Here is a 25413-nt window from a genome sequence, read left to right as displayed (position 1 = left end):
CGCGCCCCGCTCCCGAGGATAAGTGATCTTGATTGGTCGGCTCTGCCCCTAAAAGTGCCTGACCAGTGCATCGTCGACGATCACTTGAGATCGGTCACGTCAAGCTCCGGCAACCAGGAGACCGAGTCGGGCGTCTTTCCTGCGAACAGGCTTCGCAACGCCTACGTAGTGCTCAGGGAGACGGCACTACAGTGGACCGGAACACAGGCAAGCAGCAGGGAGCGCATGACGTGCGGCCGGTAGGCAGCAAGTACTTCCTCGAGGAGCCGCTGGGACGCGGTGCCACGGGGACCGTCTGGCGAGCCCGCCAGCGTGAGGCCGCGGGCGCCGAGGCCGCCGTGCAGGGGCAGGCCGGCGAGACGGTCGCGATCAAGGTCCTCAAGGAGGAGCTCGCGAGCGACCCGGACATCGTGATGCGGTTCCTGCGGGAGCGCTCCGTCCTGCTCCGGCTCACCCACCCGAACATCGTGCGGGTGCGCGACCTGGTCGTCGAGGGCGATCTGCTCGCCCTGGTCATGGACCTCGTCGAGGGCCCCGACCTGCACCGCTACCTCCGCGAGAACGGCCCCTTCAGCCCGGTCGGCGCCGCCCTGCTCACCGCGCAGATCGCCGACGCGCTCGCCGCCAGCCACGCGGACGGCGTCGTCCACCGCGACCTGAAGCCCGCCAACGTCCTGCTCAAGCAGCACGGCGGCCAGATGCACCCGCTGCTCACCGACTTCGGCATCGCGCGCCTCGCCGACTCCCCCGGCCTGACCCGCACCCACGAGTTCGTCGGCACGCCCGCGTACGTGGCCCCCGAGTCCGCCGAGGGCCGCCCGCAGACCTCCGCCGTCGACATCTACGGCGCCGGCATCCTGCTGTACGAGCTGGTCACCGGCCGCCCGCCGTTCTCCGGCGGCTCCGCCCTGGAGGTGCTCCACCAGCACCTGAGCTCCGAGCCGCGCCGCCCCTCCACGGTCCCCGACCCGCTCTGGACGATCATCGAGCGCTGTCTGCGCAAGAACCCCGACGACCGGCCCAGCGCCGAGAACCTCGCGCGCGGTCTTCGGGTCGTCGCCGAGGGCGTGGGCGTGCACGCGAACTCCGCGCAGATCGCCGCCGCCGAGAACGTCGCGGTTCTCCTCGCGCCCGACCCGGCCCCCGCGGCCGTACCGGGCTCCGCCGACCCCACCCAGGTGCTGCCGCACGGCGCCGGCGCGTACGACCCGAACGCCGCGACCAACGTCCTGCCGCACGTGGGCGCCGCCGACCCGACGGCCGTCCTGCCGCCGGTGCCGCCCGGGCAGCCGGGTCAGCAGGGACAGGGCGGACCCGAGGACCCGCACCCCTGGCAGAACCAGCTGCGCGCGGCCCGCGACCGCAACGAGCAGACGCAGGTCCAGTACCTCGACCCGAACCAGGACCCGCTGCGCCGCCGCCCCCAGCGGCAGGTCGCGCGCCCGCAGCAGCCGCCGCAGCGTCAGCAGCGCCCACAGCCTCAGCAACCCCAGCAGGGCTACGGCGGTCATCCGCAGCAGCAACAGCAGCCCCAGCGGTACGCACCGCCGCCGCAACCCCAGCCCCAGCCGCAGCGGTACGCACCGCCCCAGCAGCCGCAGCAGCCCCAGCGCGAGCCCCGGCAGCCGCGGCAGCGCAGCTCCAGCCCGATGCGGATCCCGGGTCTCGGCTGCCTCAAGGGCTGTCTGTTCACGATCGTCATCCTCTTTGTCGCGGGCTGGCTGATCTGGGAGCTGAGCCCGCTGCAGGACTGGATCGGCACGGGCAAGAGCTACTGGGACCAGATCGGCGACTGGATCGGCACGGTGTCCGGGTGGATCGGGGATCTGGGCGGCAGCTCCGGCGGCCAGTAGCCCCCGCGGGCCGCCGGATCGGTGGCGACTCTGGAGATTTGTCGACACCTGGCGGGTGATTTCCGCCTCCACGGTGAAGGTGGGCTCGTCGGACGCGTAGTTTTGTCGCCAACACGCGTCTGTAGGAGCAGCCTTGGCACGGAAGATCGGCAGCCGGTACACCGCCAACCAGATCCTGGGGCGGGGCAGTGCCGGCACGGTGTGGCTGGGTGAGGGGCCCGAGGGGCCCGTCGCCGTCAAGCTGCTGCGCGAGGACCTCGCGTCCGACCAGGAGCTCGTCGGGCGGTTCGTGCAGGAGCGCACGGCACTGCTCGGGCTCGAGCACCCCAACATCGTCTCGGTCCGCGACCTGGTGGTGGACGGCAACGACCTCGCGCTGGTCATGGACCTCGTCCGCGGCACCGACCTGCGCACCCGGCTCGACCGGGACAAGCGGATGGCGCCCGAGGCGGCGGTGGCGATCGTCGCGGACATCGCGGACGGGCTGGCGGCGGCCCACGCGGCGGGCGTCGTGCACCGGGACGTCAAGCCGGAGAACGTACTCCTCGACATGCAGGGCCCCCTGGGACCCGGCGGCTCGCACCGCGCGCTGCTGACGGACTTCGGGGTCGCGAAGCTTATCGACACCCCGCGCCGCACCCGTGCCACGAAGATCATCGGCACGCCGGACTATCTGGCGCCGGAGATCGTGGAGGGGCTGCCGCCGCGCGCGGCCGTGGACATCTACGCGCTGGCGACGGTGTTGTACGAGCTGCTGGCGGGCTTCACGCCCTTCGGCGGCGGACACCCGGGCGCGGTGCTGCGACGCCATGTGACCGAGACCGTGGCGCCGCTCCCCGGCATCCCCGACGAGCTGTGGCAGCTGCTCGTGCAGTGCCTCGCCAAGGCGCCGGCCTCCCGGCTGCGCGCCTCCGAGCTGGGGGCGCGGCTGCGGGAGCTGCTGCCGTTGCTGGTCGGGATGGCGCCGCTGGACGTGGACGAGCCGGACGCGGAGGACGACGAGGAGGAGCCGTACGAGGCGCCGTCGGAGCAGCCCGCGTCCTCGGCGCCGGTACGGCGCGGTGCGGTGCCGTTGGTGCCGGGGGCGAAGCCGGCCGACTCCAACCGGGACACGCATACGTCGATGAGGGTGCCGGCGCCGGACGAGCTGGCGGGAGGCGCGCGAGGGACGGCGCGGGTGCCGCGGGCGGCCGGGGCGCCTCGGCCTGGCTCCGCGCGCAACCGGGCCGCGACGCGTAGGCGCCGGGTCGTGGTGAGCGTCGCCGCGGTGGTGCTCGTGGCGGCGGCCGGGGTGGGCACATGGGCGGCGACCTCCGGGGACGACGCGGGGACTCCCCAGGACACGAAGAACTCGGCACCTGCGTCTCCGTGACGGTGGGTGGGGGGATGTGCCGGGTTTCCTGCCGCGATACCGCTCGGCGCTGGTCGGTTGCCACAGCCGTTAGGCTGGAGGCGTGGCAGTCGTCGATGTATCCGAAGAGCTCAAGTCCCTCTCCTCGACCATGGAGTCGATCGAGGCCGTTCTGGACCTCGACAAGCTGAGGGCAGACATCGCCGTGCTCGAGGAGCAGGCGGCCGCGCCGTCCCTGTGGGACAACCCGGACGAGGCGCAGAAGATCACCAGCAAGCTCAGCCACATGCAGGCCGAGGTCAGGAAGGCCGAGGCGCTGCGCGGGCGGATCGACGATCTCTCCGTGCTCTTCGAGATGGCCGAGGAGGAGGACGACCCGGACACCCGTGCCGAGGCCGAGTCCGAGCTCACCGCCGTCAAGAAGGCGCTGGACGAGATGGAGGTCCGGACGCTGCTGAGCGGTGAGTACGACGCCCGTGAGGCGCTCGTCAACATCCGCGCCGAGGCCGGTGGCGTCGACGCCGCCGACTTCGCCGAGCAGCTCCAGCGCATGTATCTGCGCTGGGCCGAGCGCCACGGCTACAAGACCGAGGTCTACGAGACGTCGTACGCCGAAGAGGCCGGCATCAAGTCGACCACCTTCGCCGTACAGGTGCCGTACGCCTACGGCACGCTCTCCGTCGAGCAGGGCACCCACCGGCTCGTCCGGATCTCACCCTTCGACAACCAGGGACGCCGCCAGACCTCCTTCGCGGGTGTGGAGATCCTTCCCGTCGTGGAGCAGACCGACCACGTCGAGATCGACGAGTCGGAGCTGCGCGTCGACGTCTACCGTTCCTCGGGCCCCGGCGGCCAGGGCGTGAACACGACGGACTCCGCGGTCCGGCTGACGCACCTCCCCACCGGCATCGTGGTCTCCTGCCAGAACGAGCGCTCGCAGATCCAGAACAAGGCCACGGCCATGAACGTGCTGCAGGCCAAGCTCCTCGAGCGGCAGCGCCAGGAGGAGCGGGCGAAGATGGACGCCCTCAAGGACGGCGGCAGCTCCTGGGGCAACCAGATGCGTTCGTACGTCCTGCACCCGTACCAGATGGTCAAGGACCTGCGCACCGAATTCGAGGTCGGCAACCCGCAGGCCGTGCTCGACGGCGAGATCGACGGTTTCCTCGAAGCCGGAATTCGCTGGCGCAAGCAGCAGGAGAAGTAAGTTTGTCGACAAGGCAACTACTGCCCCCACGGCGGTAGTTGCCTTTTCTGTGCCCGGATGTCTGGGTTTTACGTCACACTCACAGACTCCATCCCCTGGCAAAGAACCCTTACCCGGACATCGCGTACGCAACGGCCTTGACGTTGCTTTGAAAAATGGGAAGGGTGAAGCGCGGCATGCGTATCTCTGGGGCGCATGTGAACCGGGGGACTCGCACGCAGCCACCCCCGTCGATCACGGCCCCCGAGCGCCGCCTCACTGACGATGAGCTACTGGGGGTAGCAACCTTATGACCAAGAAGACGCGCATCCGGATCGCGCGCATAGCCGCCGGCGCCGTGATCGCGGCCGGTGCCTCCCTGACCGCCGCCGGTGCCGCTTCCGCGGCCGAGACGGACGAGTGCCTGCTCGGCATCCTGTGCGGCGAGGAGTCGCCGTCTCCGGACCCGACGCCGACGGACACGGTCCCCACCGACCTCCCGACGGACCTTCCCACGGAAGAGCCGCCGATCACCGAGGACCCCACCGACGAGCCCACCGAGCCCACGGAGGAGCCCTCCGAGGACCCGACGGACGAGCCCACCGCGGACCCGACCGACGACGGCAACAACGGCGGCGGCAACGACGACGGTGGCAACGACAACGGGGGCGGCAACAACACCAACCCCGACGGCGGCTCCGACACCTCCGCCCAGCAGCAGGGCTCCTCGTCCCTGACCGACACCGGCTCGGAGACCTCCACCGACACGTCGGCCCAGGGCGGCGGCGCCGAACTCGCCGAGACCGGTGCCAACGACAAGACCACGTTCCTGGTCATCGGTGCCGCGACGATGATCGCCGGCGGTATCGGCTTCCGCATCCTGCCGCGCCTCGTGGGCGGCCGCGGCGGTGCCGCAGCCTGACGGTGACCCCGCGCACACGACAGGTGTGCATGGCGTACGACGAGGGGCCCGGAGCGAGTGATCGCTCCGGGCCCCTCGGGCGTTCCGTACGGGCGCCTACGCGGTCTGGTGGGCCAGCAGGGCCAGCGCCGCGATCAGCACCGCGAGCAGAGCGATCAGCGTCATGGGGTTGAGCTGGCCGAACAGGTTGTCCTGGGTGAGCCGCTCACGGTTCGCGCGGCAGACGGGGCAGCGGCCCTCATTCACGGGCGCGGCGCAGTTCGCGCACACCAGCCGGTCGTACGTCATGCGCTCGCCCTCCTAGTGCCGGTTCCTACTACAGAACGCTCTCCGGGTCCGGAACGTTCCCCCTCCACTGTGCCAGGTTCCTCCGGAAACGGCTCGAGCGCTCTCGGAGTGACCCCCTGAGCAGGTACACAAAAGGCACATCCAGCACGCAACCGCAACCGGTGCCTGCGCCCGCACACCCCGGTCGCGTATGGTCACGCTCATCTACCCCCGGCTAACCGTGGTGCATCCGTGATCCGATTCGACAACGTCTCCAAGGTCTACCCCAAGCAGACCCGCCCCGCACTCAGGGATGTGTCCCTGGAAGTGGAGAAGGGCGAGTTCGTCTTCCTCGTGGGGTCCTCCGGCTCCGGAAAGTCCACCTTCCTGCGACTGGTGCTCCGCGAGGAGCGGACCAGCCACGGCCAGGTGCACGTCCTGGGCAAGGACCTCGCACGCCTCTCCAACTGGAAGGTGCCGCAGATGCGCCGCCAGCTGGGGACGGTGTTCCAGGACTTCCGGCTCCTGCCGAACAAGACGGTCGCGGAGAACGTGGCCTTCGCGCAGGAGGTCATCGGCAAGTCGCGCGGCGAGATCCGCAAGTCCGTGCCGCAGGTGCTCGACCTCGTCGGGCTCGGCGGCAAGGAGGACCGGATGCCGGGCGAGCTGTCCGGTGGTGAGCAGCAGCGCGTGGCCATCGCGCGGGCCTTCGTCAACCGGCCCAAGCTGCTGATCGCCGACGAGCCCACCGGCAACCTCGACCCGCAGACCTCCGTCGGCATCATGAAGCTGCTCGACCGGATCAACCGGACGGGCACCACCGTGCTGATGGCGACGCACGACCAGAACATCGTGGACCAGATGCGCAAGCGCGTCATCGAGCTGGAGCAGGGCCGCCTCGTTCGCGACCAGGCGCGCGGCGTCTACGGCTACCAGCACTGACCGCACAGTCCACGGAAAGGCCCAACCAGACGCCATGCGCGCCCAGTTCGTACTGTCCGAGATCGGTGTCGGTCTCCGTCGCAATCTGACGATGACCTTCGCCGTCGTCGTCTCCGTCGCCCTGTCACTCGCCCTGTTCGGCGGGTCGCTCCTCATGAGCGATCAGGTCAGCACCATGAAGGGCTACTGGTACGACAAGGTCAACGTCTCGGTCTTCCTCTGCAACAAGAGCGACGCCGAGTCCGACCCCAACTGCGCCAAGGGCGCGGTGACCGACGACCAGAAGAAGGAGATCCTCTCCGACATCAAAAAGATGTCGGTCGTCGAGAAGGTCACCTACGAGACCCAGGACCAGGCGTACAAGCACTACAAGGAGCAGTTCGGCGACTCCCCGCTGGCGGCCTCCCTCACGCCGGACCAGATGCAGGAGTCGTACCGCATCAAGCTGAAGGACCCGGAGAAGTACCAGGTCGTCGCGACCGCCTTCGACGGCCGGGACGGCGTGCAGTCCGTGCAGGACCAGAAGGGCATCCTGGACAACCTCTTCGGCCTTCTCAACGGCATGAACTGGGCCGCGCGAGCGGTGATGGCGCTCATGCTGGTCGTCGCCCTGATGCTGATCGTCAACACGGTGCGCGTCTCCGCGTTCAGCCGACGGCGCGAGACCGGCATCATGCGCCTGGTCGGCGCCTCGGGCTTCTACATCCAGGCCCCGTTCATCATGGAGGCCGCGGTCGCCGGGCTCATCGGAGGCGCGGTCGCCTGCGGATTCCTGGTGGTCGCCCGCTACTTCATCATCGACCACGGCCTGGCCCTGTCCGAGAAGCTCAACCTGATCAACTTCATCGGCTGGGACGCCGTACTGACAAAACTCCCCCTCATCCTGGCGACAAGCCTGCTGATGCCGGCACTGGCGGCGTTCTTCGCGCTGCGCAAGTACCTGAAGGTGTGACACATGCCAAGAGGGCCGTACGGGCAACCGACCGTGCGGCCCTTCGCGTTGTCCTAGACTCACCCGCATGTCAGGCCGAGACCTGTTCTGTCAGCCCCGTCGCATCGGCCGCGGGGCGGCTCTGACGTTGGTGTTCGCGAGTGTGCTGGTGGCGGGGGCCGCGACCGGGTCGTTGCCCGAGGCCGACCGGAAAGGCACGCAGGACAGGGGCGGTTCGGCCGTGCCGGCCGGGCGGCAGGAGAATGTCGCCGAGGCCGCCGCCGAGGCCATGGCCGCGGGGAAGTCGCCCGTGGAGGCGGCTGAGCGGGCCGTCAGCCGTAGTGGGGACCGGTGGGGTGCCGTCTACTCGCCGGGGGAGTACGAGGAGTTCGAAGAGGCCCTCGACGGGCGGTACACCGGCGTCGGGCTGTGGGCGCGGCGGGAGCGGGGCGGGCGGATCGAGGTGACCAAGGTGCGCGCCGGGTCGCCCGCGGCGGTCGCCGGGATCCGGGCCGGAGACCGGCTGCGCAGTGTCGACGGGCGGAAGGTCGACGGGCGGCCCGTCACCGAGGTGGTCTCCTTACTGCGCGGTGACGCCACCGACGCGGCGGCCGGTACGGCGGTCACGCTCGGGCTGGAGCGGGGCACGCGCGCGTGGGACGAGACGGTGCGGCGGGCCCGACTGTCCACGGACTCGGTCACCGTTCGAGAGCTCGCCGGCGGGATCACCGTCATCAAGATCGACTCGTTCACCAAGGGCTCCGGCGACGCCGTCCGCACCGCCGTACGACAGGCCCCCGCCGCCTCCGGCATCATCCTCGACCTGCGCGGCAACTCCGGCGGCCTGGTCACCGAGGCCGTCACCGCCGCCTCCGCCTTCCTCGACGGCGGCCTCGTCGCCACCTACGACGTCGACGGCGCCCAGCAGGCCCTGCACGCCGACCTCGGCGGCGACACCACCAGACCCCTGGTCGCGCTCGTCGACGGCGGCACGATGAGCGCGGCCGAGCTGCTCACGGGTGCGTTGCAGGACCGGGGGCGCGCGGTGGTCGTGGGGTCCCGCACCTTCGGGAAGGGCTCGGTGCAGATGCCCAGCCGGCTCCCCGACGGGTCGGTGGCCGAGCTGACCGTGGGGCACTACCGGACGCCGTCCGGGCGCGGCGTCGACGGCACGGGCATCACCCCCGACCTGGACGCCGACCAGCAGGTGATCGAGCGCGCGGAGACGGTCCTGGGCGGATTGGGCCCCCCGTCGTAAACGACTTCCCGCACACCCCCTCCGTAGTGCGAAAATGGGCAGCACTATGAGCAAGGGAATGTACGTACCGAAGGAGTCCCAGCCCAAGCAGGGCGGGACGGCCGCCACGGGCCGGGACGGCGAGAAGGGCGGCAAGCGCAAGATCGTCGCCCAGAACAAGAAGGCCCGGCACGACTACGCGATCATCGACACCTACGAGGCCGGCATCGTGCTGAGCGGCACCGAGGTCAAGTCGCTGCGCGAAGGACGGACCTCGCTGACCGACGGCTTTGTCCAGATCGACCAGGGGGAGGCGTGGCTGCACAACGCCCACATCCCCGAGTATCACCAGGGCACCTGGACCAACCACTCCGTGCGCCGCAAGCGCAAGCTGCTCCTGCACCGCGAGGAGATCGACAAGCTGGAGTCGAAGGCCCAGGAGACGGGTCACACGATCGTGCCCCTCGCCCTGTACTTCAAGGACGGCCGGGCCAAGGCCGAGATCGCGCTCGCGCGAGGAAAGAAGGAGTACGACAAGCGGCAGACCCTGCGTGAGCAGCAGGACCGGCGGGAGTCGGACCGGGCGATCGCGGCGGCGAAGCGGAAGCAGCGGGGCCAGTAGGAATAGGCTGGCACCCCGGTGCGTTGGTCACGTACGATGGGTACTGCACCTCAGCGAAGGTGCGCACCCCTCTCCGGAGGGGATTGAAAAAACAACATGGGGATGATCGGTTTCGACAGCGGATGTCGAAGCAGGGGAAGCGTGTCGAGGAAGCGGCAATGATCTCGTAAACCATATGTCGCAACCAATAATCGCCACTAACAAGAGCGATTCCCGCGCCTTCGCCCTCGCTGCCTAATAAGCAGTGAGTGGAGGCCCATAACGGGTGTCAGCCCGGGAGTGTTCCCGACCCGGATCCTGGCATAATCTAGGGAACTAAACCATCGAGCCCGGTCACGGGGTTCGATGGGAAATCAAACAGTGACTGGGCCCGTCGGCGACTTGTTCGCGTGATCGCCGGGGCCGAGAAAATCACAGCGAACTGCACACGGAGAAGCCCTGATTCTGCACCGTTGGACGCGGGTTCGATTCCCGCCATCTCCACTCGTCCCTCCGGGGACAACCCCATGTTTTTTTAATTGATCACAGTGGCAATGGTCTCGCTGCTTTCGAGTGGCGGGGCCATTGCCATGCTTGGTGGGTGCCAATCGCTTCGCGCGCAGTTCCCGCCGTCCTCACTGGTGTTCTGCTTTTTGCCGTGTGTGGTCATTAGGGGGCCGGGAGTCAGGGCAGTGCCGATGCGTCATGTGCGTCGGACTCTCTGGCGCACGAAGCCGTGAAGATCACCGGCTGCACGGCTGGTCTCTCCGCCGAGTTTGTGGCGACCAACTCAGAGGTGGAAGCGGCCACTTACACAGTGACCTTCAGGTTTCCCTTCGGGTTCCGTACGGGAGTCGGGGTCGAGCACGTCACGCAGACGGCGGAGGCGGTCGGTCCTGGGCGGACCGACAAGGGCCCAAGACCCTCTACCTACTTGGGAAGCTCGGATTTCTGACGGTGATTGCTGCGCTGACCCGCAGCGGGCCGATATCGGTGCTCAGGTTGAACTGCGGTCGGTCCCCGCAGTTCCCCGTGGTTCCCCGCAGGATCTGGCGCGTGAATGGCACGACCCATTCGCCACGGAGAACCCCCGGGCGGAAGCTCGGTCCTGAGGTCTGAGCCCCAGCTGACGACAGTCAGCCGCGAAGGTGGGTGCGTCGACCGATCAGGCGCGCGCGTATGTCTCGCTGCGCCCCCACCGGCCGCAGCGACGCTATCCAGAGTTTTCGTCGACCAGAGCAACCCGTGGCGGCGGACCCGTGACGATCTCGCCGCCTCTGATCCGTAACTCTGGAGAGATCGGTCATTGGAGGCCATACAGGCTGGAGGGAGGGTCGTGAGGGCTGGTGCCGGTCATTGGTGGTTACTGGGGTTGTACTGCGTTGTTGTACAGCAGGATCCCGACCGGGGGTGAGGCCGTGGAGCGGGAACAGCTCGAACGGGCGCTGGGCGCGGGGCGGTGGCGACGAGACGTCGCTGGCCGCTGCGCTCGCGGAACTTGACGTAGCTGGTGTCGACGGGGATCCGCTTGTAGGGAGCTGCGGTCTCCGCAAAGCTCGCTGCCGTCGAACACGGTGAGACGGCCCGCCATCAAACCGACGGGCCGTCTCACGGTCAGTACGTCGTCTCGCTACGCGTGGCCCGAGTAATACGGGGAACAGACGCTGTTCAAATCTTGGTGCATGCAAATTCTCATCCTGACGGAGGTTCCTTCCGTCAAGTCGCCAGACTTCCAGCCGGTCTTATAGGGAGCGGCGTGTCCATCGGTGCTTGCAAGGCGGTAAGGAGACTCGAGAATGGCATTCACGCCCCAACCGTCTCCATAGTAGTCCGCGGCGCGCATCGAATCCCCCGGATCTTCGCCTAGCGGATCTGCCTGCCAGATCGCGATGCCGGAATAGGTGCCGTTGGTATAGACGGCGATGCAGAAACCGCCATTTGATACGACTCCGCACTTCTCGAAGGTGAAGTCGGGTGCGGCTGCTGCGCTGCTTGCCCCAAATGTGAGGGAGCCACCCGTAAGGAGTGCACTGGCTGCTAGTAGCGTGATTACTCGGTTCTTGCGCATATTTATCGAGAACCCCCCAATGGGTAAGCGGATGAGCCCAGGTCATCGACGGTAGATCGTCTCTTGATATTGCTGGCCGGTCAAGCCGTCGGCTTGGTGTCGATCCTGGGTCCGCCTCGGGCCGCACGGCCCTGAGCCTGACGGGTGGCAGGAGCGGAGCGACGGGGCTGGATGTGTGAGATGTCGGATTGAGGGAGAGTCGCTGCCGGGAATCCCGGACCGAATCATCGCCCAAATCATGGGATGGGAGCCGACCGGTGCCGCGCGGACTGCGGTACCCAGCCGTATCGGCTCGACGGATACCCGAAGCTCCAACTCCTCGACGAGGAGCACGAATACGTCGACGGTGTACGGACCCTCCTGGGACGGAACAGATCAGCACCGCCGTGGGTGGGGACGGCAGCCCGAAGGCTGTGACCCTTCAGGTCGGCGAGGCCGCTCAGGCAACCCTCGCGTGGCGGAACACGACCGAGGCCGGTGTCGACGACCTGGTGAACGTGCCGTACGTCCGCGTGCGGGCGAAGTCCGGCTCCGACCCCGTGATGGTGGTCCCGGAACTGGACCTCGGGACGACGGGGAAGCTCGGCGTGGGGCTGTGGAAGATCGACGAGACGTATCGAGGCGCCGACACCGACCCCGCCCGGCCGACGGCCGCGCCCCCTCCCCGTGACCGCTCCCCTCGTCGTCCTTGCCTCTGCGGTCGTGCTGCTCCTGCTCGGCCGTCCGAGGGTCGCGCCCGCCATCAAGGCCTCGCCCTCACCGCACCCCCGGTGGCCGGGTTGGTCTGGCTTCTGGACGAGGTCATGGAGGAGACCACAGCCGCCGTTGCCGTCGTTGCGGTGTACGTCGTCGTACTGATCGTACTGAACGGGCTTTTCGCCCATCCCCGGCTGCCGACCTGGGCGAAGGTGACCGTGTTCCTGACGGTTCCGGTGGCCGCAGTGGCCCGGCTGCTGGTCGTGAGCGCGGACTACGCGCTCAAGGACCCGTGCTCCATGCGCTACGGAGGCGTCGGCGTCTCCAAGGCGTTTCCCCCCCGCTGGCGTACTGCCTCTACGAGGACGGCAGCACCCACAACCTCGCGACCGGCGCCCAGTTCGTGTTCTGGGTCTGCTTCGTCAGCAGTGTGCTGTTGCTCGGGGCCGGGCTGTGGCAGGTCGCGCGGAACCCCGGGACGCTCGTGCGGCAGTTCCTCACGGAGGACTCGTCCACTTCCTGAACCACCATGGCGGACACGTCCGTTGTGGGTGTGCAGCCCCATTTTGACAACCTGTTCGCCAGTTCCTTATGACACCTCGTCTACGTCTGCAGCGAGGGTGCACCGTGCAGAACGGAGCGTCGCTGTGTCCGATTCAGGGTGCGGCGGGCGCGTATTGCTGCCCGATGCCGAAGCGAACGTACGCTCCCGTGATCCCTGGTTGGGGTGATAGCTGCGTGATTCGGGTACATGAGTGCGTCACTCGTACATACGGTCCTTACCGAGGTTCGGGATGTTGCAATGTCTCGCCCGGGTTCGCGATGGGGGTGGAGTGTGGCGCAGGCAAGGGCGGCTGCGGAGGCCGGGCGTGCCAGGTATACCTACCGACTGCGCGTGTCCTCGGTGGCCGGGGCAGGGCTGTTGGCGGAGTGGGACCGGTGCCGATGGGTGTGGAACGAGTGCGTTGCCCGCTCAAAGAAGGCACACCGGGATGGGGAGGAGTGCGGCCCGGCACGGCTGGACCGGATGCTGATCGAAGCCCGCGCCGCTACCCCGTGGCTGGCCCAGGGCTCCTCGGTGTCGCAGCAGCAGCTGATTCGCGACTTTGGCAAGTCCCGCGCGAAGTCGCTCAAGGACATCAAAGAACGCAAGCCGGTACATCAGCGGGCTGGCATGCCGAAGTACAAGAAGAAGCGCGAGGCTGATCTCACGCTCAATTACACCCGTCGCGGCTTCCGCCTCAAGGATGGCCGTCTGCACTTGGCGGGCGGAATCATGGTGTCCGTGGTCTGGTCGCGGCAGTTGCCCGCCGAGCCGTCCTCGGTCCGTGTGTACCGGGACAGCGTCGGCCATTGGTACGCCTCGTTCGTCGTCCCAGCCGAAGTCCAGCCGTTGCCTCCCACTGGACGGGTGCTCGGCGTCGACTGGGGTGTGAAAGAGATCGCGACCACCACGAGCGACGTCCACGACCTCCCGCACCCCGAGCACGGCAGGAAGGCCCGGCAGAAACTGTCCCGGTACGACCGGATGATGGCCTGCCGCAAGCCGAAGAAGGGCCAGGCGGCCTCGAAGGGATACCGGGAGGCGAAGCAATGGCGGGCGAAGACGTACCAGAAGATCGCCCGGCAGCGGCAGGACCATGCGCGTAAGTGGGCCAAGAAGGTCGTACGCGACCATGACGTGATCGCGGTGGAGGGCTTCAAGCCGAAGTTTCTGGCCAAGACGAACATGGCCCGGAAGGCTGCCGATGCCGCGATCGGCGCCACCAAGAAGGCCCTGCTGGAGATGGGCCGCAAGCATGCGCGGGACGTACGCCTCGTCCATCCCGCGCACACCACCATGGACTGCGGCCGGTGCGGAGCGAGAGCCAAGCACGCCCTGCCGCTGTCGGAACGCACCTACACCTGCACCGCATGCGGGTTTGTCTCTCCCAGGGACAAGAACTCCGCGCGCGTAATGCTCGTCCGGGCAGGTCTGGACCCGGCTGGTGAAGAGGGCGTAAGACCTCCTGGAGCGCCGCTCCAGGAGGCAGCCTGAGCCAGGAATCCCCTCGCAGTGAGGGGAGCATTCAAGCTTCTACGGTCCCTCCCCTGTTCGAGCTTCGACATGGGCACACGCGTCGTTCAGGTCAGCGCAGACCGAACGTCGCCAGGCGCAGGCCCTCTCCCTTCAGCACCAGGTAGACGTCGGTACGGCCCTTCGCCGCGCGCGAGAGGTCGGCGGTCACCGTCTCGTAGGCGTACGGCGACGAGGTGCCGGCGAAGGCCGCCGTACCGGCGAGGGTGCCGGTCGGGGAGCCCAGCCGGACCTCGACCGTGCCGGAGGCGCCGGCCACGCGGGCCGTGAACTTCGAGGCGCCCGAGCCGAGCCGGGCGTCCCCGTACTTCAGCCACGCCCGGTCGGCCGTCACCCCCACCGCCGTACCGCGCTCCTTCGACTCGTCGACGAGACGCGTGCCGTCGTAGTCGTCGAAGTTCTCGGCGCGGGTCGTGCGGGAGAGGTCGCGGGCCGGGATCGTCTCGCCGGACACCTGCCAGGTCGTGCGTGTGCGGATGTCCGCGGAGGAGGAGCCGGCGAGGACGTCGTAGGTGCCCTGTTCCACCACCCACTTGGAGCGCGTGACGTCCCAGTGCGCGAGGTCCTTCTTCGCCAGCTTCAGCCTGACCGTCTTCGTCTCGCCCGGCTTCAGCGTCACCCGCTGGAAGGCCTCCAGCTGCTTCAGGGGCTGCTTGTCGCGGGAGACGCGCTGGTGGGCGTAGAGCTGGACGACCTCGTCGCCGGTGCGGCTGCCGGTGTTGGTGACCTTCACCTCGTAGCCGTCAGCCGACTTCCGAAGGTCGCCGTAGCGGAAGGACGTGTAAGAGAGCCCGTGGCCGAAGGGATAGAGCGGGCTGCCCTTGAAGTACTGATAGGTGCGGTCGGACTTGATGATGTCGTAGTCGAGGATCGACGGGAGGTCCGACTCCGAGCGGTACCAGGTCTGGGTGAGGCGGCCCGAGGGGTTGGCGTCGCCGTAGAGGAGGTCGGCGAGGGCGTTTCCGGTCTCCTGGCCCGCGTGGGAGGTCCACAGGACGGCCGGGACCTCCTTCTGGAGGGCGCCGAGGGTGGTCGGGTAGCTGTTCTCGACGATCACCACGACCCGGGGGTTGGCCGCCTTGACCGCCCTGACCAGGGCTTCCTGCGCCGGGGCCAGGCCCATGTCGGTACGGTCGTGGGCCTCGCGGCCGTTGATGGACGGGTTGGAGCCGACCACGACCACCGCGTTGTCCTTGCCCTTGACCGCGGCCACGGCCTCGTCGACACCGCTGCGGACGACGTCCTTCGTGTAGTGCGCGGCGGCGTCCTTCGCGACCAGGCCGAGCGTGCCGTCCGCACCGGTCGGGCCGAGGTAGACGGGGTTGGCCCACCAGGGCTCCTCGGTCTCGTATCCGGCGTACCGCAGGAGGTATGTGCCGTCCGTCTGCTCCTCCAGCTGGAACTGCTGCTGGACGTACCAACCGTTCGGCTGCACCTGGTCGTTGACGAAGTTCGCCCAGTTGTAGCCGACGTACTTGCCGTTGGCGGCGGAGCGCAGGGTGACGATGCCCGCGCCCCAGTCGAAGACGTCGAACTGGGCGCTCGTGTCCGAGGCCGACGTCTCCTTGAGCGGCTCGCCGTCCGCGTCCGTGCCCGCCGTGACGTAACGGCCCGTCTCCGCGTTCTTCAGCGCGATCCGGTCGACGCCCTCATTGGTCGTGACGGCGGTGCCGAGCTTGGCCGCGATGCCCTCGGCCGGGGTGACCGCGTAGGGGAGCGTGCCCGAGTACCAGTCGGTGTAGAGGGTGTCGGCGAGCGGGCCGACGACGGCGACGTCCTTCGCGGACTTCTTCAGGGGCAGGGTGCCCGTCTGGTTCTTCAGCAGCACGGCACCTTCCGTCGCCGCCTTGCGTGCCAGCTTCTGATGGGCGGGGCTGTTGATGACGGACTTGTCGATCGAGCCGTACTTGCCGCCGCCCGGGTCGAACTCGCCGAGCCGGACGCGCACGGACAGGATGTGCCCGGCGGCCTCCTCGACGTCCGACTCCTTCAACAGGCCTTGTTGCAAGGCGGATTTGATCGCTCCGGTCGTCACCGAGGAGTTCGCGTCGTTGTCGGTGAAGCTGTCGATGCCGGCCTTCATGGCCGCGGCGTCGCCCTCCGTCACGCTCGGGTAGTACTTCTGGTCGCCGGGGAGGTTGCCCGGGGCGAAGGCGTCGGTGACGTTCAGGAGGTCGTAGGAGGTCCACTTCCGTACGACGCCGTCCAGGTCCGGATTCACCGTCGCGGGGCGGCCGTTGACCAGGTTGTACGAGGACATGACCCCCGTCGCCGCGTTCGCCTCGATCGCCGGTTTGAAGGCCGCCTCGTCGTACTCCTTCGCGACGCGCGGGCGCAGGTCGGAGGAGGTGGTCGTGCGGTGCCACTCGTTGTTGTTGGCGAGGTAGTGCTTGAGGGTGGGCGCGGTCTTCAGATGGTCGGGGTCGCCGCCGGTCAGGCCCTCGCCGTACGCCGTCGACAGCGCGCCGGTCAGCTCGGGGTCCTCGCTGTAGCCCTCCTCGTTGCGGCCCCAGCGCGGGTCGCGGAGCAGGTTCACCACGGGTGCCCAGAGGTTGAGGCCCCAGCCGGCCGGGCGTTCCTGCTGGAAGCCGCGTGCCTCGTCGCCGACCGCCGAGCCGACCTGTTCCATCAGGGCCGGGTCCCAGGTGGAGGCGAGCCCGACGGCCTGGGGGAAGACGGTGGTCTCGCCGAGCCAGGCGACGCCGTGCAGGGCCTCGGTGCCGGTGCGGAAGGACTCGATGCCGAGGCGGGGAATGGCGGGCTGGTACTGGTGGAGAAGGGAGATCTTCTCGTCGAGGGTGAGCCGGTCCAGCAGGTCGTCGACGCGCCGGTCCACGGTGAGGGAGGGGTCGCGGAAGGGGTACGGCGTATCGGCGTGGGAGGGAACAGTGGCGCCGAGCCCTGCGATCAGGGCCAGCGCCACCACGAGTGTGGATCTACGTCTCTTGCTGCCTTTCATGTCACGGCTCCTTCGAGTAGGGCCTTGCATCTACGGGCATACAGGGCATCTGTGGGGTTCAGGGGGCGTTCCTCGGCGCCGTGCTCGCGCGTTCCGTCATCCGGGGCGGCAGCAGCGTGGCCTCGGGCACCGTCTTGTGGTCGAGCTTTTTCATCAGCAGCTCCACGGCCCGGGTGCCGACCTCGGCGGAGGGCAGGGCGACCGAGGTGACGGGGACGCGGAGGTTCCCGGCGAGTTCGTCGGGGCAGATGGCGGTGACGGAGAGATCGGCGGGGACGCGCAGGCCGAGCTGCTCGAAGGCGTCGATGAGGGGTTCGAGGATCGCCTCGTTGTGGACGACGACCCCGGTCAGCGCGGGCTGCTCGCGCAGCAGTTGCTCGGCGACCTCGCGGGCGGCGGCGGGCGAGGCCTCGCACGGGTGGACCGAGGAGGCGAGCCGGCCCCGGTCCGCGGCGGCGGTGAAACCCTGGACCACACGCTGGGCGAACGCGGTCTGGCGGACGTACACCTCGGGCGGCGACCCGACCAGCGCGACCACCCGGTGCCCGAGCCGCGCCAGATGCTCCACGCACGCCTCGCCGGCCGCCTTGAAGTCGAGGTCGATACAGGTCAGACCGTCCGCCTCGGCCGGGAACCCGATCATCACCGACGGCCGCTCCAGCGAGCGCAGCAACGGCAGCCGGGGGTCGTCGAGCTGGACGTCCATGACGATCATCGCGTCCACCAGTGCCGTGTCGGCGACCCGGCGCAGCCCGTCCTCGCCCTCCTCCTGCGTCAGCAGCAGCACGTCATGGTCGTAGCGCCGTGCCGTCGTCACCACCGACACCGCGAACTGCATCACCACCGGGACGTGGATCCCGGTGCGTAAGGGCACCACCAGCGCCAGCACGTTCGATCTGCTGCTGGCCAGCGCCCGGGCGCCCGCGTGCGGCCGGTAGCCCAGTTCGCGGATGGACGCCTCGACGCGCTGCCGGGTCTCCTCGGAGATCGGGCGCTTGCCGCTGAGCGCGTAGGAGACGGTGCTGGGGGAGACGCCGGCGTGCCGGGCCACATCAGTGATCTTCACCATCAGCCCAGCTCCACCGTGAGAAACCCGGTCCCGGCCTGCGCCCGCCCGACCCGCTCCCCGGCCGCCAGCGCCCACGGCGCCGAAGGGGCGCCGCACGAGGCCCGCAGCGTGTCCCCTTCGCGTACGACGGTGTAGGCCACGTCCCCGACCCGTACCGTCACCTGGGCGCCCCGCTCCAGGCCGTAGGCCCGCAGGGTCACCCCGTCGGCGTGGTCGTAGTCGGGCCGGTCGTCCACCGCGCCGACCGGGATCACCGCACCGGGCCGCACGAGCAGCGGCACGCTGAGGAAGTCGTGCTGCTCGCGCACCCAGCGCGGTCCGGTGACCGTCTGCCCGCTGACGAAGTGGGTCCAGGTGCCTTCGGGGACGTAGTACGAGACGTCGTCGGAGTCGCTGAACACCGGCGCCACCAGCAGATCGGGGCCGAGCATGTACTGCCGCTCCAGATGCGCGCACCCCGGGTCGTCCGGGAACTCCAGCACCATCGCCCGCATGACCGGCACGCCCTCGGTGTGGGCGGTGCGGGCGGCCTCGTACAGATACGGCATGAGCCGGAGCTTGAGCCGGGTGAAGTGCCGCAGCACGTCGACCGATTCCTCGTCGAAGAGCCACGGGACGCGATACGACGAGCTGCCGTGCAGCCGGCTGTGGGAGGACAGCAGCCCGAACGCCAGCCACCGCTTGAAGAGTTCGGGCGTCGGCGTGCCCTCGAAGCCGCCGATGTCATGGCTCCAGAACCCGAACCCCGAGAGGCCGAGGGAGAGTCCGCCGCGCAGTGACTCCGCCATCGACTCGTACGTCGCCTCGCAGTCGCCGCCCCAGTGCACCGGGAACTTCTGGCTGCCCGCCGTCGCCGACCGGGCGAAGACGACCGCCTCCTCCTCGCCCCGGTGCTCGCGCAGGACGTCGAAGACGGTGCGGTTGTAGAGGTACGTGTAGTAGTTGTGCATCCGCTCCGGGTCCGAGCCGTCGGACCACTCCACATCCAGCGGCACCCGCTCGCCGAAGTCGGTCTTGAAGCAGTCGACGCCCTGCGCGAGCAGCCCCACCAGCTTGGACGCGTACCACTCGCGCGCCGCCGGGCTGGTGAAGTCCACGATCGCCATCCCCGGCTGCCAGAGGTCCCACTGCCAGATCCTGCCGTCCGGCCGCTTCAGCAGATGCCCGAGCGCCTTGCCCTCCGCGAAGAGGGGGGAGCGCTGGGCGATGTACGGGTTGATCCAGACACAGACCCGCAGCCCGCGCTCCTTGAGCCGCTTGAGCATGCCCTCGGGGTCCGGGAACACCCGTGGGTCCCACTCGAAGTCGCACCAGTTGTGCTCGCGCATCCAGAAGCAGTCGAAGTGGAAGACGGACAGCGGGAGTTCGCGTTCCCGCATGCCCTCGATGAAGGAGGTCACCGTCTCCTCGTCGTAGGAGGTGGTGAAGGAGGTCGAGAGCCACAGGCCGAAGGACCAGACGGGCGGGAGGGCCGGGCGGCCGGTCAGGGCCGTGTACTTGCGGAGGATGTCCTTCGGCGTCGGACCGTAGATGACGTAGTACGTGAACTCCTGGGTCTCCGCGCTGAACTGCACCCTGGAGACCGCCTCCGAGGCGACCTCGAAGGAGACCTTGCCCGGGTGGTCGACGAAGACGCCGTAGCCCGCGTCCGTCAGATAGAACGGGACGTTCTTGTAGGCCTGTTCGGTGGTCGTGCCGCCGTCGGCGTTCCAGATGTCGACGACCTGGCCGTTCTTGACCAGCGGGCCGAATCTCTCGCCGAGACCGTAGACGCTGGTGCCGACCGTGAGGTTGAGCTGCTCACGCAGATAGTGGCCGCCGGCCGCGTCCCGCATGATGCCCATGCTCTTGTGGCCGCTGCTGGTCAGGACACGGCCGTGGGCACGGAAGTCGAGGTGCCAGGGGCCTTCGGTGGCGAAGCGGACCGAGAGGTCGCCGGAGGTCAGGGTCGCGTGGTCGTCGTCGTAGGAGATCTGTGCGGCGGGGTTGTCCGTGCTGAGCTCGAACGCGGGGCCGGTGGGCTGTTCGCCCTCGAAGTGGGTGAAGGTGACGCCTACGACGTCCGGCATCGGCGTGTGGGCGTTGATGGTCATGACCGGTCCCGTCATCAGGTCGCCGCGGCTGAGGATGGGCCGGGAGGGTGCGTGGATCTCCAGGCCGGACTCGGTGGGGGTGACGTCGAGGACCTGGGCGGGGTGGTCCGCCGTGACGCCCTCGCGCAGCAGCCAGTAACCGTCGGTGAACTTCATGTGGGGGGTCCTTATTTGACGGCACCCACGGCGATGCCGCGGGTGAGGGTCCGCTGGAACAGAAGGAAGAAGACGATGGCCGGGAGGACGCCCAGGAGCGCTGCCGCGTTGGTCATCGTGGCGTCCATGAGGCGCTGGCCCTGGAGGACGCCGAGGGCCACCGACACCGTCTGGTTGTCGTTGGAGATCAGCATGACCAGGGGGAGCAGGAACTCGTTCCAGGTCCAGATGAAGAAGAAGACCAGCAGTACGCCGATGGTGGGGCGGCTCACCGGGACGACGATCCGCCACAGGATCTGCCACTTGTCGGCGCCGTCGATCTTCGCGGCCTCGATGATCTCGCGGGGGAACTGGCCCAGGACGGAGGAGAGGAGATAGGTGCCGAACGCCGCCTGGATCACCGTGAACACGATGATCACGCTGAGCCTGGTGTCGTAGAGCCCGGCTTCCTTGCTCAGGTAGTAGATCGGGTAGACCAGCGCCTCCTGCGGCAGCATGTTCGCCAGCACGAAGAAGGCCAGCACCCAGGTGCGGCCCTTGATGCGGCCGATGCCGATCGCGTACGCGTTGAGGACGGAGAGGATCACCGCGAAGATCGCGACTCCGCCGCTGATCAGCAGGGAGTTGAAGAGCTTCTGGCTGTAGTCGACGCGCTCCCAGAAGTCCTTCAGGCCGTCCAGGTAGAGGCCGTCGGGGAGGCTCAGGGGGCCGTTCTGGGAGTACTCGGCGGGGGACTTGACCGCGTTGACCGCGACGATCAGGAAGGGCACGACCATGAAGAGGGCCGCGACGCACAGGGCGACGAGGACGGGGTAACGGCGTAGCGCGGTCCTCATGCTTTCGCCTCCGCGCGGGTCTGGAGCTTCAGGCCGATCAGGGACAGGGCCAGGATGATCACCGTGAGAACGGTGGAGATGGCGGCGCCGTAGCCGACCTGCGTCTTCTCGAAGAACGTGGTGAAGGAGAAGTAGGACGGGACGTTCGTGGCGCCGCCCGGGCCGCCCTTCGTCAGGACGTACACCGCTCCGAAGACCTTCAGCGCGGCGATCGTGCACCAGGTCAGGACGACGTAGATCTCCGGGCGGATCTGCGGCAGCGTGATGTGCCAGAACCGGCGCCACCAGCCGGCGCCGTCCAGCTCGGCCGCCTCGTGCAGCTGCGGGTCCACGCGTTGCAGGCCCGCCATGAAGATGACGAGCGGGAAGCCGAGCTGGACCCAGACCATCACGCCCATGACGCTGTAGAGCGCGATGTCGGGGTCGCCGAGCCAGTCCTGCTGCCAGCTCGACAGCCCTATGGCCTTGAGGAGTTCGTTGAGGGAGCCGTCGGTGGGAGCCAGGATCCAGCTCCAGACGATGCCCGCGACCGCGATCGGCAGCACCTGGGGGAGGTAGAAGCAGGCGCGCAGTACCGCGACGATCCTCGACCCGAAGTGCTTGCCGATGTAGTCGAACAGCGCGGCGGCCAGGACCAGTCCGACCGCCGTGGGTACGGCCGCCATGGCGACGACCATGAACAGGCTGTGCCGGAACGACTCCCAGAACTCCGAGTCGTCCATCAGCTCGCGGTAGTTGGCGAGCCCGGTCCAGCTGGGGGAGCCCACGCCCTGCCAGTCGGTGAAGCTGACGCCCGTGTTCATCAGGAACGGGACGACGATGACGGTGAGGAAGGCGAGGACGCCGGGGAGGAGGAAGAGGGCGTAGGAGTCGCGGGGGCGGCGAGGGTGACCGGCGTGGCTCTCCTTGCTGGTCACCCTCTTCTCGACGGTCACCGTCATTGCTTCGGCGCGCCCTTGTCGTACGCCTCCTGCAAGGCGTCGAGATAGCCCTCCGGCTTCTCGCTGCTCGTGATCAGCTTCTGGGTCTCGGAGACGAGGACGTCGTAGTAGCCGGGGACCGGCCAGTCGGGGTAGAAGGCCAGGCCGTCCCGTTGGGAGAGGACGTTGAAGTTGTCGATGAGGGCCTTCGACTTCGCGTCGGTGATGGCGCTCGCATCGGCCGCGACGGGGACACCGCCCTTGTTGCCGAGGAGGTTCTGGATCTTCTTCGACATGGTGATGTCGATGAAGTCGTAGGCCAGCTTCTTGTTCTTGGCGCCCTTGGGGACGACCCAGAGGTTGCCGCCGGAGCCGAGGGTGAGGTTCGAGTCGGGCCACAGGAAGGTGCCCCAGTCGAACTTCGCCTCGTCGACGAAGCGGCCGTACCACCAGCTGCCGGAGAACAGGATCGGCGACTTGCCCTGGATGAAGGAGACGCCCGCGTCCTCGGCCTTGGCGCTGTTGGTGGTCTTGGCGATGTAGCCCTTCTTCACCCAGTCCGCGAAGGTGTCGGCGGCGTAGCTCCAGGCGGTGTCGTGGAAGTCGGTCTTGCCCTTGTAGAGCTCGTACGAGTCGACCCAGGAGCGGTCGGCCTTCGACAGGGCGAGCTGGTAGAGGTACTGCTGGGCGATGTACTCGGCGCCGGCGTTGGCGAGCGGGGTGACCTTGTTCTGGACGAACTTGTCCATCGCGGCGGTCAGTTCGTCGAACGACTTCGGTTCGGCGATGCCGTACTTCGCGAAGAGGTCCTTGTTGTAGAAGACCATCGTGTACTCGGCGTAGTTGGGGACGCCGTACCACTTGCCGGAGCCCATCACGCCGTTGGTGTCGTACACGCTGGTGGTGCGGACGCTCGCGCTGAGTTTCTTGTCCCAGCCGCGGGTGGTCGCCTCTTGGGTGAGATCGGTGAGGAGCCCCTGCTTGGACAGGAGTCCCGCCGTCGCGTTGCCCTTGTTGTACTCCATGACGTCGGGTGCGTCGGAGGAGTTGAGGACCATCGGGGCGGTCTTCTGGATCTGTTCGAAGCCCTTCGCCTCGAACTCCACCTTCACGCCCGGGTGCTTGGCCTTGAACTCCTTGACCGCCTCGTCCCAGGCCTGTCCCATCGCGCTGTTGGGGGCCTCGTAGTGCCACAGTTTGAGCGTCTTGCCGTCCTCGGAGGACCCATTGTCCGAGTCTCCGCAGGAGGCCAGGAGCAGTGACCCGGTCAGGGCCACCGCCATCGCCATCACACGCCTTCGTGCCGTCAACATCCCGTGCCTCCAGGGAAGTCGGAGCCGGATGGTTCTCGGAGCGGCGTCACGCGGTTCGGTTCGACAGGGGTCGTCGAATCGATTCGATGCGTGACGTCGAAGCGCTTCGACGGGCGAAGGTATGTGCGAGCTGTGAGGGCGTCAATGGGGTGCGCGCGAATTGGAGCGCGAGTTCGACGGGTCGATCAAGCGGCTCTCGGTGTCGCGGCGGACACCAGGGGTGAGGCAAGCCCGCCCCAGCGTGATCATCAGGGCCACCGCGGCCGCGGCCACCGGCACGCCGAACCCCGCCGTCGCCGACACGTGTTCGGCCATCCAGCCGCCGAGCGCACTGCCCCCGGCGATCCCGCCGAGCAGGCCGGTCACCGCGAGGGTCATGCCCTCGTTGAGGCGGCCCTCGGGGGTGTTTTCCTGGACGAGTGCCAGACCCGTGACCATCGTCGGCGCCGTCGCCATCCCGGCGATCAGCAGTGCGACCGCGAGGACGAGCAGGGAGCCCGTCAGGGACGCTGCGAGCAGCGGCAGGGTCATCAGCGCGGTCATCGCGGCCACGCACCACGGGTAGCGTCGCTCGGCGGGACCGGACGGCTTCCACGCGCCGTACAGCAGGCCGGCCGCGCAGGAACCGGCCGCCTGGAGTGCCAGGACGACACCGGCCGCCGAGGGGTGTCCCCGCACGTCCGCGAACGCGATGGTGACGACCTCCATGGACCCGAACACCGCGCCCATCGCGAGGCAGACGACGAGGAGCGGGGGGACACCGGGGGCGCGGAGCGGGGCCTTGGTCCGCTGGAGCGAGCCGGACACCGGCGGCTCCGTCGACCGCTGTGCCGCGAACACCAGGATCCCGGTCACCAGCAGGGCCACCCCGACGAGCGTCCCCGCCTCCGGGAAGAGCGAACCGCACAGCAGTACCGCCAGCACCGGGCCCAGCATGAAGCACAGTTCGTCCGCGGCCTGCTCGAAGGAGTTCGCGGTGTGCAGGGCCTTGTCGTCGCCCCTGAGCAGATGGGCCCAGCGGGCCCGGGACATGCCGCCGGTGTTGGGGGTGGTCGCGGTGGCGGCGTACGCGGCGAACAACGTCCAGTCGGGGGCGCCCCGGTGGACGCACAGCACCAGGGCGAGCGAGCCCAGCGCCGCTAGGAGCGTGGCCGGTACGGCGACCCGGGCCTGTCCGTACCGGTCGACGAGCCGAGCCGTCCAGGGCGCGACCAGCGCGGTCGCCGCCAGGCCGGTCGCGGTGACGGCGCCGGCGAGGGCGTACGAGTCCCGCGCGGCGACGATCATGATGACCGCGCTCACGCTGAACATGCCCATGGGCAGGCGGGCGAGGAGGTTTCCGACGGTGAAGGCGCGGGTGCCGGGGTGGGCGAAGAGACGGCGGTAGGGGCCGGGTTCCCTCCGGGGGGTTTTCGGAGTACGGGGGGTCCGGAGGGTCCTGGGGGTGAGGTCGACGGCTATGAGCATGTCCCCGGTCGTCGTGAACATGGGCTGCGGCATGGGTTCACCATTGCACCGAAGCGATCAAGGGGGCCAACACTTAATTGGTGGGCATTCACGCACTTCCGTTGTAAACGGGCCGGACGTCCGCCCCCACCGATCTCGCTCTCCGCCTCCTGCGCGCCTTCCACGCCGTCACCGGGAAGCTGAACCGGGCCCGCGAACTCGCCCCCGACCTGTAGCTGATGGCCCGCTACCGGGATGCATTCGTAGTGCAGCGGGCTTCAGCCCGCTGATGAATCTCAAGTTCGCGACGCGGGGCGTCGCTGTGTCCTGCCCAGCGGAACACGGTGGTGCGGCTGCTGGGGGCACGCCCCCAGTGGTCATCGGCGGGCGCGAGCTGTCGCACTTGGACGCGAATATCAAACGGGCAGGCGATCGTGATCGATTCCGATCTTCTGGGGCCGTGTCCCAGAACGCGTACCTAGGGTGAGGG

At 68.4% G+C, this 25413-nt stretch carries 20 protein-coding genes, 1 other RNA gene and 1 pseudogene; 13 read left to right on the top strand and 9 right to left on the bottom strand.

What is annotated here, in order from left to right:
• The first annotated feature begins 230 nt into the window (after nucleotides 1-230).
• The 4 genes from OHU89_RS20560 (at nucleotide 231) to OHU89_RS20545 (ending at nucleotide 5312) form a co-directional block, all read left to right on the top strand.
• Nucleotides 231-1853 carry a serine/threonine-protein kinase gene (locus OHU89_RS20560; RefSeq protein ID WP_405654583.1) on the top strand — a complete coding sequence of 541 codons (1623 nt, stop codon included), beginning with the start codon at nucleotides 231-233 and terminating at the stop codon, nucleotides 1851-1853.
• 133 nt (nucleotides 1854-1986) lie between these two features.
• The gene (locus OHU89_RS20555) at nucleotides 1987-3225 is read left to right on the top strand and encodes a serine/threonine-protein kinase (protein WP_266891649.1); all 1239 of its coding nucleotides are present in this window, start codon (nucleotides 1987-1989) and stop codon (nucleotides 3223-3225) included.
• Nucleotides 3226-3307: 82 nt separating this feature from the next.
• Nucleotides 3308-4411 (top strand): peptide chain release factor 2, encoded by a 1104-nt coding sequence (gene prfB, locus OHU89_RS20550; protein ID WP_266891651.1) that lies wholly within the window; start codon nucleotides 3308-3310, stop codon nucleotides 4409-4411.
• 289 nt (nucleotides 4412-4700) lie between these two features.
• The gene (locus OHU89_RS20545) at nucleotides 4701-5312 is read left to right on the top strand and encodes a hypothetical protein (RefSeq protein WP_405644830.1); all 612 of its coding nucleotides are present in this window, start codon (nucleotides 4701-4703) and stop codon (nucleotides 5310-5312) included.
• Between the two features lie 96 nt (nucleotides 5313-5408).
• Here the strand turns inward: OHU89_RS20545 and OHU89_RS20540 are convergent, their stop codons facing one another.
• Entirely contained in the window at nucleotides 5409-5600 is a 192-nt protein-coding gene (locus tag OHU89_RS20540) for a hypothetical protein (protein ID WP_307029951.1), read from the bottom strand.
• Between the two features lie 231 nt (nucleotides 5601-5831).
• On the opposite strand from OHU89_RS20540, the gene ftsE reads away from it, so the two are divergent.
• The 5 genes from ftsE (at nucleotide 5832) to ssrA (ending at nucleotide 9797) form a co-directional block, all read left to right on the top strand.
• Nucleotides 5832-6521 carry a cell division ATP-binding protein FtsE gene (gene ftsE / locus OHU89_RS20535; protein ID WP_030780423.1) on the top strand — a complete coding sequence of 230 codons (690 nt, stop codon included), beginning with the start codon at nucleotides 5832-5834 and terminating at the stop codon, nucleotides 6519-6521.
• A gap of 34 nt (nucleotides 6522-6555) precedes the next feature.
• The gene (gene ftsX, locus OHU89_RS20530) at nucleotides 6556-7473 is read left to right on the top strand and encodes a permease-like cell division protein FtsX (protein WP_405644828.1); all 918 of its coding nucleotides are present in this window, start codon (nucleotides 6556-6558) and stop codon (nucleotides 7471-7473) included.
• 67 nt (nucleotides 7474-7540) lie between these two features.
• A complete protein-coding gene (locus OHU89_RS20525) occupies nucleotides 7541-8710 on the top strand; it encodes a S41 family peptidase (RefSeq protein WP_405644826.1) in 1170 nt (389 codons plus the stop codon).
• Between the two features lie 58 nt (nucleotides 8711-8768).
• Nucleotides 8769-9311, top strand: a complete 543-nt coding sequence (gene smpB, locus OHU89_RS20520; protein WP_266899558.1) for an SsrA-binding protein SmpB — start codon at nucleotides 8769-8771, stop codon at nucleotides 9309-9311.
• A 98-nt stretch (nucleotides 9312-9409) separates the two neighbouring features.
• Nucleotides 9410-9797: a transfer-messenger RNA gene (gene ssrA / locus OHU89_RS20515) on the top strand.
• Between the two features lie 1123 nt (nucleotides 9798-10920).
• Here ssrA and OHU89_RS20510 read toward each other — a convergent pair.
• On the bottom strand, nucleotides 10921-11358 hold the full coding sequence (locus OHU89_RS20510) for a hypothetical protein (RefSeq protein ID WP_405644824.1): 438 nt from the start codon (nucleotides 11356-11358) through the stop codon (nucleotides 10921-10923).
• A gap of 243 nt (nucleotides 11359-11601) precedes the next feature.
• Here OHU89_RS20510 and OHU89_RS20505 point away from each other — a divergent pair, with 243 nt between their 5' ends.
• From OHU89_RS20505 to OHU89_RS20490, 4 genes and pseudogenes are all read left to right on the top strand, one after another.
• Nucleotides 11602-11775, top strand: a complete 174-nt coding sequence (locus OHU89_RS20505; RefSeq protein WP_405655110.1) for a hypothetical protein — start codon at nucleotides 11602-11604, stop codon at nucleotides 11773-11775.
• Nucleotides 11745-11897, top strand: a pseudogene (locus OHU89_RS20500) (DUF4232 domain-containing protein); the annotation flags it as partial. The gene OHU89_RS20505 and the pseudogene OHU89_RS20500, both read left to right, overlap by 31 nt.
• Nucleotides 11898-12346: 449 nt before the next feature.
• On the top strand, nucleotides 12347-12577 hold the full coding sequence (locus OHU89_RS20495; protein ID WP_405655108.1) for a hypothetical protein: 231 nt from the start codon (nucleotides 12347-12349) through the stop codon (nucleotides 12575-12577).
• A gap of 279 nt (nucleotides 12578-12856) precedes the next feature.
• Nucleotides 12857-14092: an RNA-guided endonuclease InsQ/TnpB family protein gene (locus OHU89_RS20490; RefSeq protein ID WP_405644822.1), complete on the top strand. Its 1236-nt coding sequence runs from the start codon at nucleotides 12857-12859 to the stop codon at nucleotides 14090-14092.
• 91 nt (nucleotides 14093-14183) lie between these two features.
• Here the strand turns inward: OHU89_RS20490 and OHU89_RS20485 are convergent, their stop codons facing one another.
• The 7 genes from OHU89_RS20485 to OHU89_RS20455 form a co-directional block, all read right to left on the bottom strand.
• Nucleotides 14184-17090, bottom strand: coding sequence for a glycoside hydrolase family 3 C-terminal domain-containing protein (locus OHU89_RS20485; protein ID WP_405644821.1), 2907 nt, complete (start codon nucleotides 17088-17090; stop codon nucleotides 14184-14186).
• 58 nt (nucleotides 17091-17148) lie between these two features.
• Complete coding sequence (locus tag OHU89_RS20480; RefSeq protein WP_046260942.1) at nucleotides 17149-18159, bottom strand: LacI family DNA-binding transcriptional regulator; 1011 nt, start codon at nucleotides 18157-18159, stop codon at nucleotides 17149-17151.
• Nucleotides 18159-20408: an alpha-xylosidase gene (yicI, locus tag OHU89_RS20475; RefSeq protein ID WP_405644820.1), complete on the bottom strand. Its 2250-nt coding sequence runs from the start codon at nucleotides 20406-20408 to the stop codon at nucleotides 18159-18161. The genes OHU89_RS20480 and yicI overlap by 1 nt, the downstream gene beginning before the upstream one ends.
• An 11-nt stretch (nucleotides 20409-20419) precedes the next feature.
• Nucleotides 20420-21244, bottom strand: a complete 825-nt coding sequence (locus tag OHU89_RS20470; protein WP_266891672.1) for a carbohydrate ABC transporter permease — start codon at nucleotides 21242-21244, stop codon at nucleotides 20420-20422.
• Nucleotides 21241-22185, bottom strand: coding sequence for a carbohydrate ABC transporter permease (locus OHU89_RS20465; RefSeq protein WP_266891674.1), 945 nt, complete (start codon nucleotides 22183-22185; stop codon nucleotides 21241-21243). Before OHU89_RS20465 ends, OHU89_RS20470 begins: the two co-directional genes overlap by 4 nt.
• A complete protein-coding gene (locus OHU89_RS20460) occupies nucleotides 22182-23453 on the bottom strand; it encodes an ABC transporter substrate-binding protein (RefSeq protein WP_405644818.1) in 1272 nt (423 codons plus the stop codon). Before OHU89_RS20460 ends, OHU89_RS20465 begins: the two co-directional genes overlap by 4 nt.
• Before the next feature lie 165 nt (nucleotides 23454-23618).
• Nucleotides 23619-24977 (bottom strand): MFS transporter, encoded by a 1359-nt coding sequence (locus tag OHU89_RS20455; RefSeq protein ID WP_405644816.1) that lies wholly within the window; start codon nucleotides 24975-24977, stop codon nucleotides 23619-23621.
• Nucleotides 24978-25413 lie beyond the last annotated feature (436 nt).

Source organism: Streptomyces sp. NBC_00019 (assembly GCF_045041015.1).
Taxonomy (GTDB): domain Bacteria; phylum Actinomycetota; class Actinomycetes; order Streptomycetales; family Streptomycetaceae; genus Streptomyces.
Note: the sequence above shows the minus strand (reverse complement) of the source record. Positions and strands in the feature narration are given on the sequence as shown.

Bases quoted from the DNA above. Each gene is read 5' to 3' on its own strand.
- ftsX (WP_405644828.1), top strand. From the start codon at position 6,556: ATGCGCGCCCAGTTCGTACTGTCCGAGATCGGTGTCGGTCTCCGTCGC.
- OHU89_RS20480 (WP_046260942.1), bottom strand. From the start codon at position 18,159: ATGGTGAAGATCACTGATGTGGCCCGGCACGCCGGCGTCTCCCCCAGC.
- OHU89_RS20490 (WP_405644822.1), top strand. From the start codon at position 12,857: ATGTCTCGCCCGGGTTCGCGATGGGGGTGGAGTGTGGCGCAGGCAAGG.
- OHU89_RS20505 (WP_405655110.1), top strand. From the start codon at position 11,602: ATGGGAGCCGACCGGTGCCGCGCGGACTGCGGTACCCAGCCGTATCGG.
- OHU89_RS20525 (WP_405644826.1), top strand. From the start codon at position 7,541: ATGTCAGGCCGAGACCTGTTCTGTCAGCCCCGTCGCATCGGCCGCGGG.
- OHU89_RS20510 (WP_405644824.1), bottom strand. From the start codon at position 11,358: ATGCGCAAGAACCGAGTAATCACGCTACTAGCAGCCAGTGCACTCCTT.
- OHU89_RS20485 (WP_405644821.1), bottom strand. From the start codon at position 17,090: ATGAAAGGCAGCAAGAGACGTAGATCCACACTCGTGGTGGCGCTGGCC.
- OHU89_RS20545 (WP_405644830.1), top strand. From the start codon at position 4,701: ATGACCAAGAAGACGCGCATCCGGATCGCGCGCATAGCCGCCGGCGCC.
- OHU89_RS20465 (WP_266891674.1), bottom strand. From the start codon at position 22,185: ATGACGGTGACCGTCGAGAAGAGGGTGACCAGCAAGGAGAGCCACGCC.
- OHU89_RS20470 (WP_266891672.1), bottom strand. From the start codon at position 21,244: ATGAGGACCGCGCTACGCCGTTACCCCGTCCTCGTCGCCCTGTGCGTC.
- smpB (WP_266899558.1), top strand. From the start codon at position 8,769: ATGTACGTACCGAAGGAGTCCCAGCCCAAGCAGGGCGGGACGGCCGCC.
- OHU89_RS20455 (WP_405644816.1), bottom strand. From the start codon at position 24,977: ATGCCGCAGCCCATGTTCACGACGACCGGGGACATGCTCATAGCCGTC.
- OHU89_RS20460 (WP_405644818.1), bottom strand. From the start codon at position 23,453: ATGGCGATGGCGGTGGCCCTGACCGGGTCACTGCTCCTGGCCTCCTGC.
- OHU89_RS20540 (WP_307029951.1), bottom strand. From the start codon at position 5,600: ATGACGTACGACCGGCTGGTGTGCGCGAACTGCGCCGCGCCCGTGAAT.
- yicI (WP_405644820.1), bottom strand. From the start codon at position 20,408: ATGAAGTTCACCGACGGTTACTGGCTGCTGCGCGAGGGCGTCACGGCG.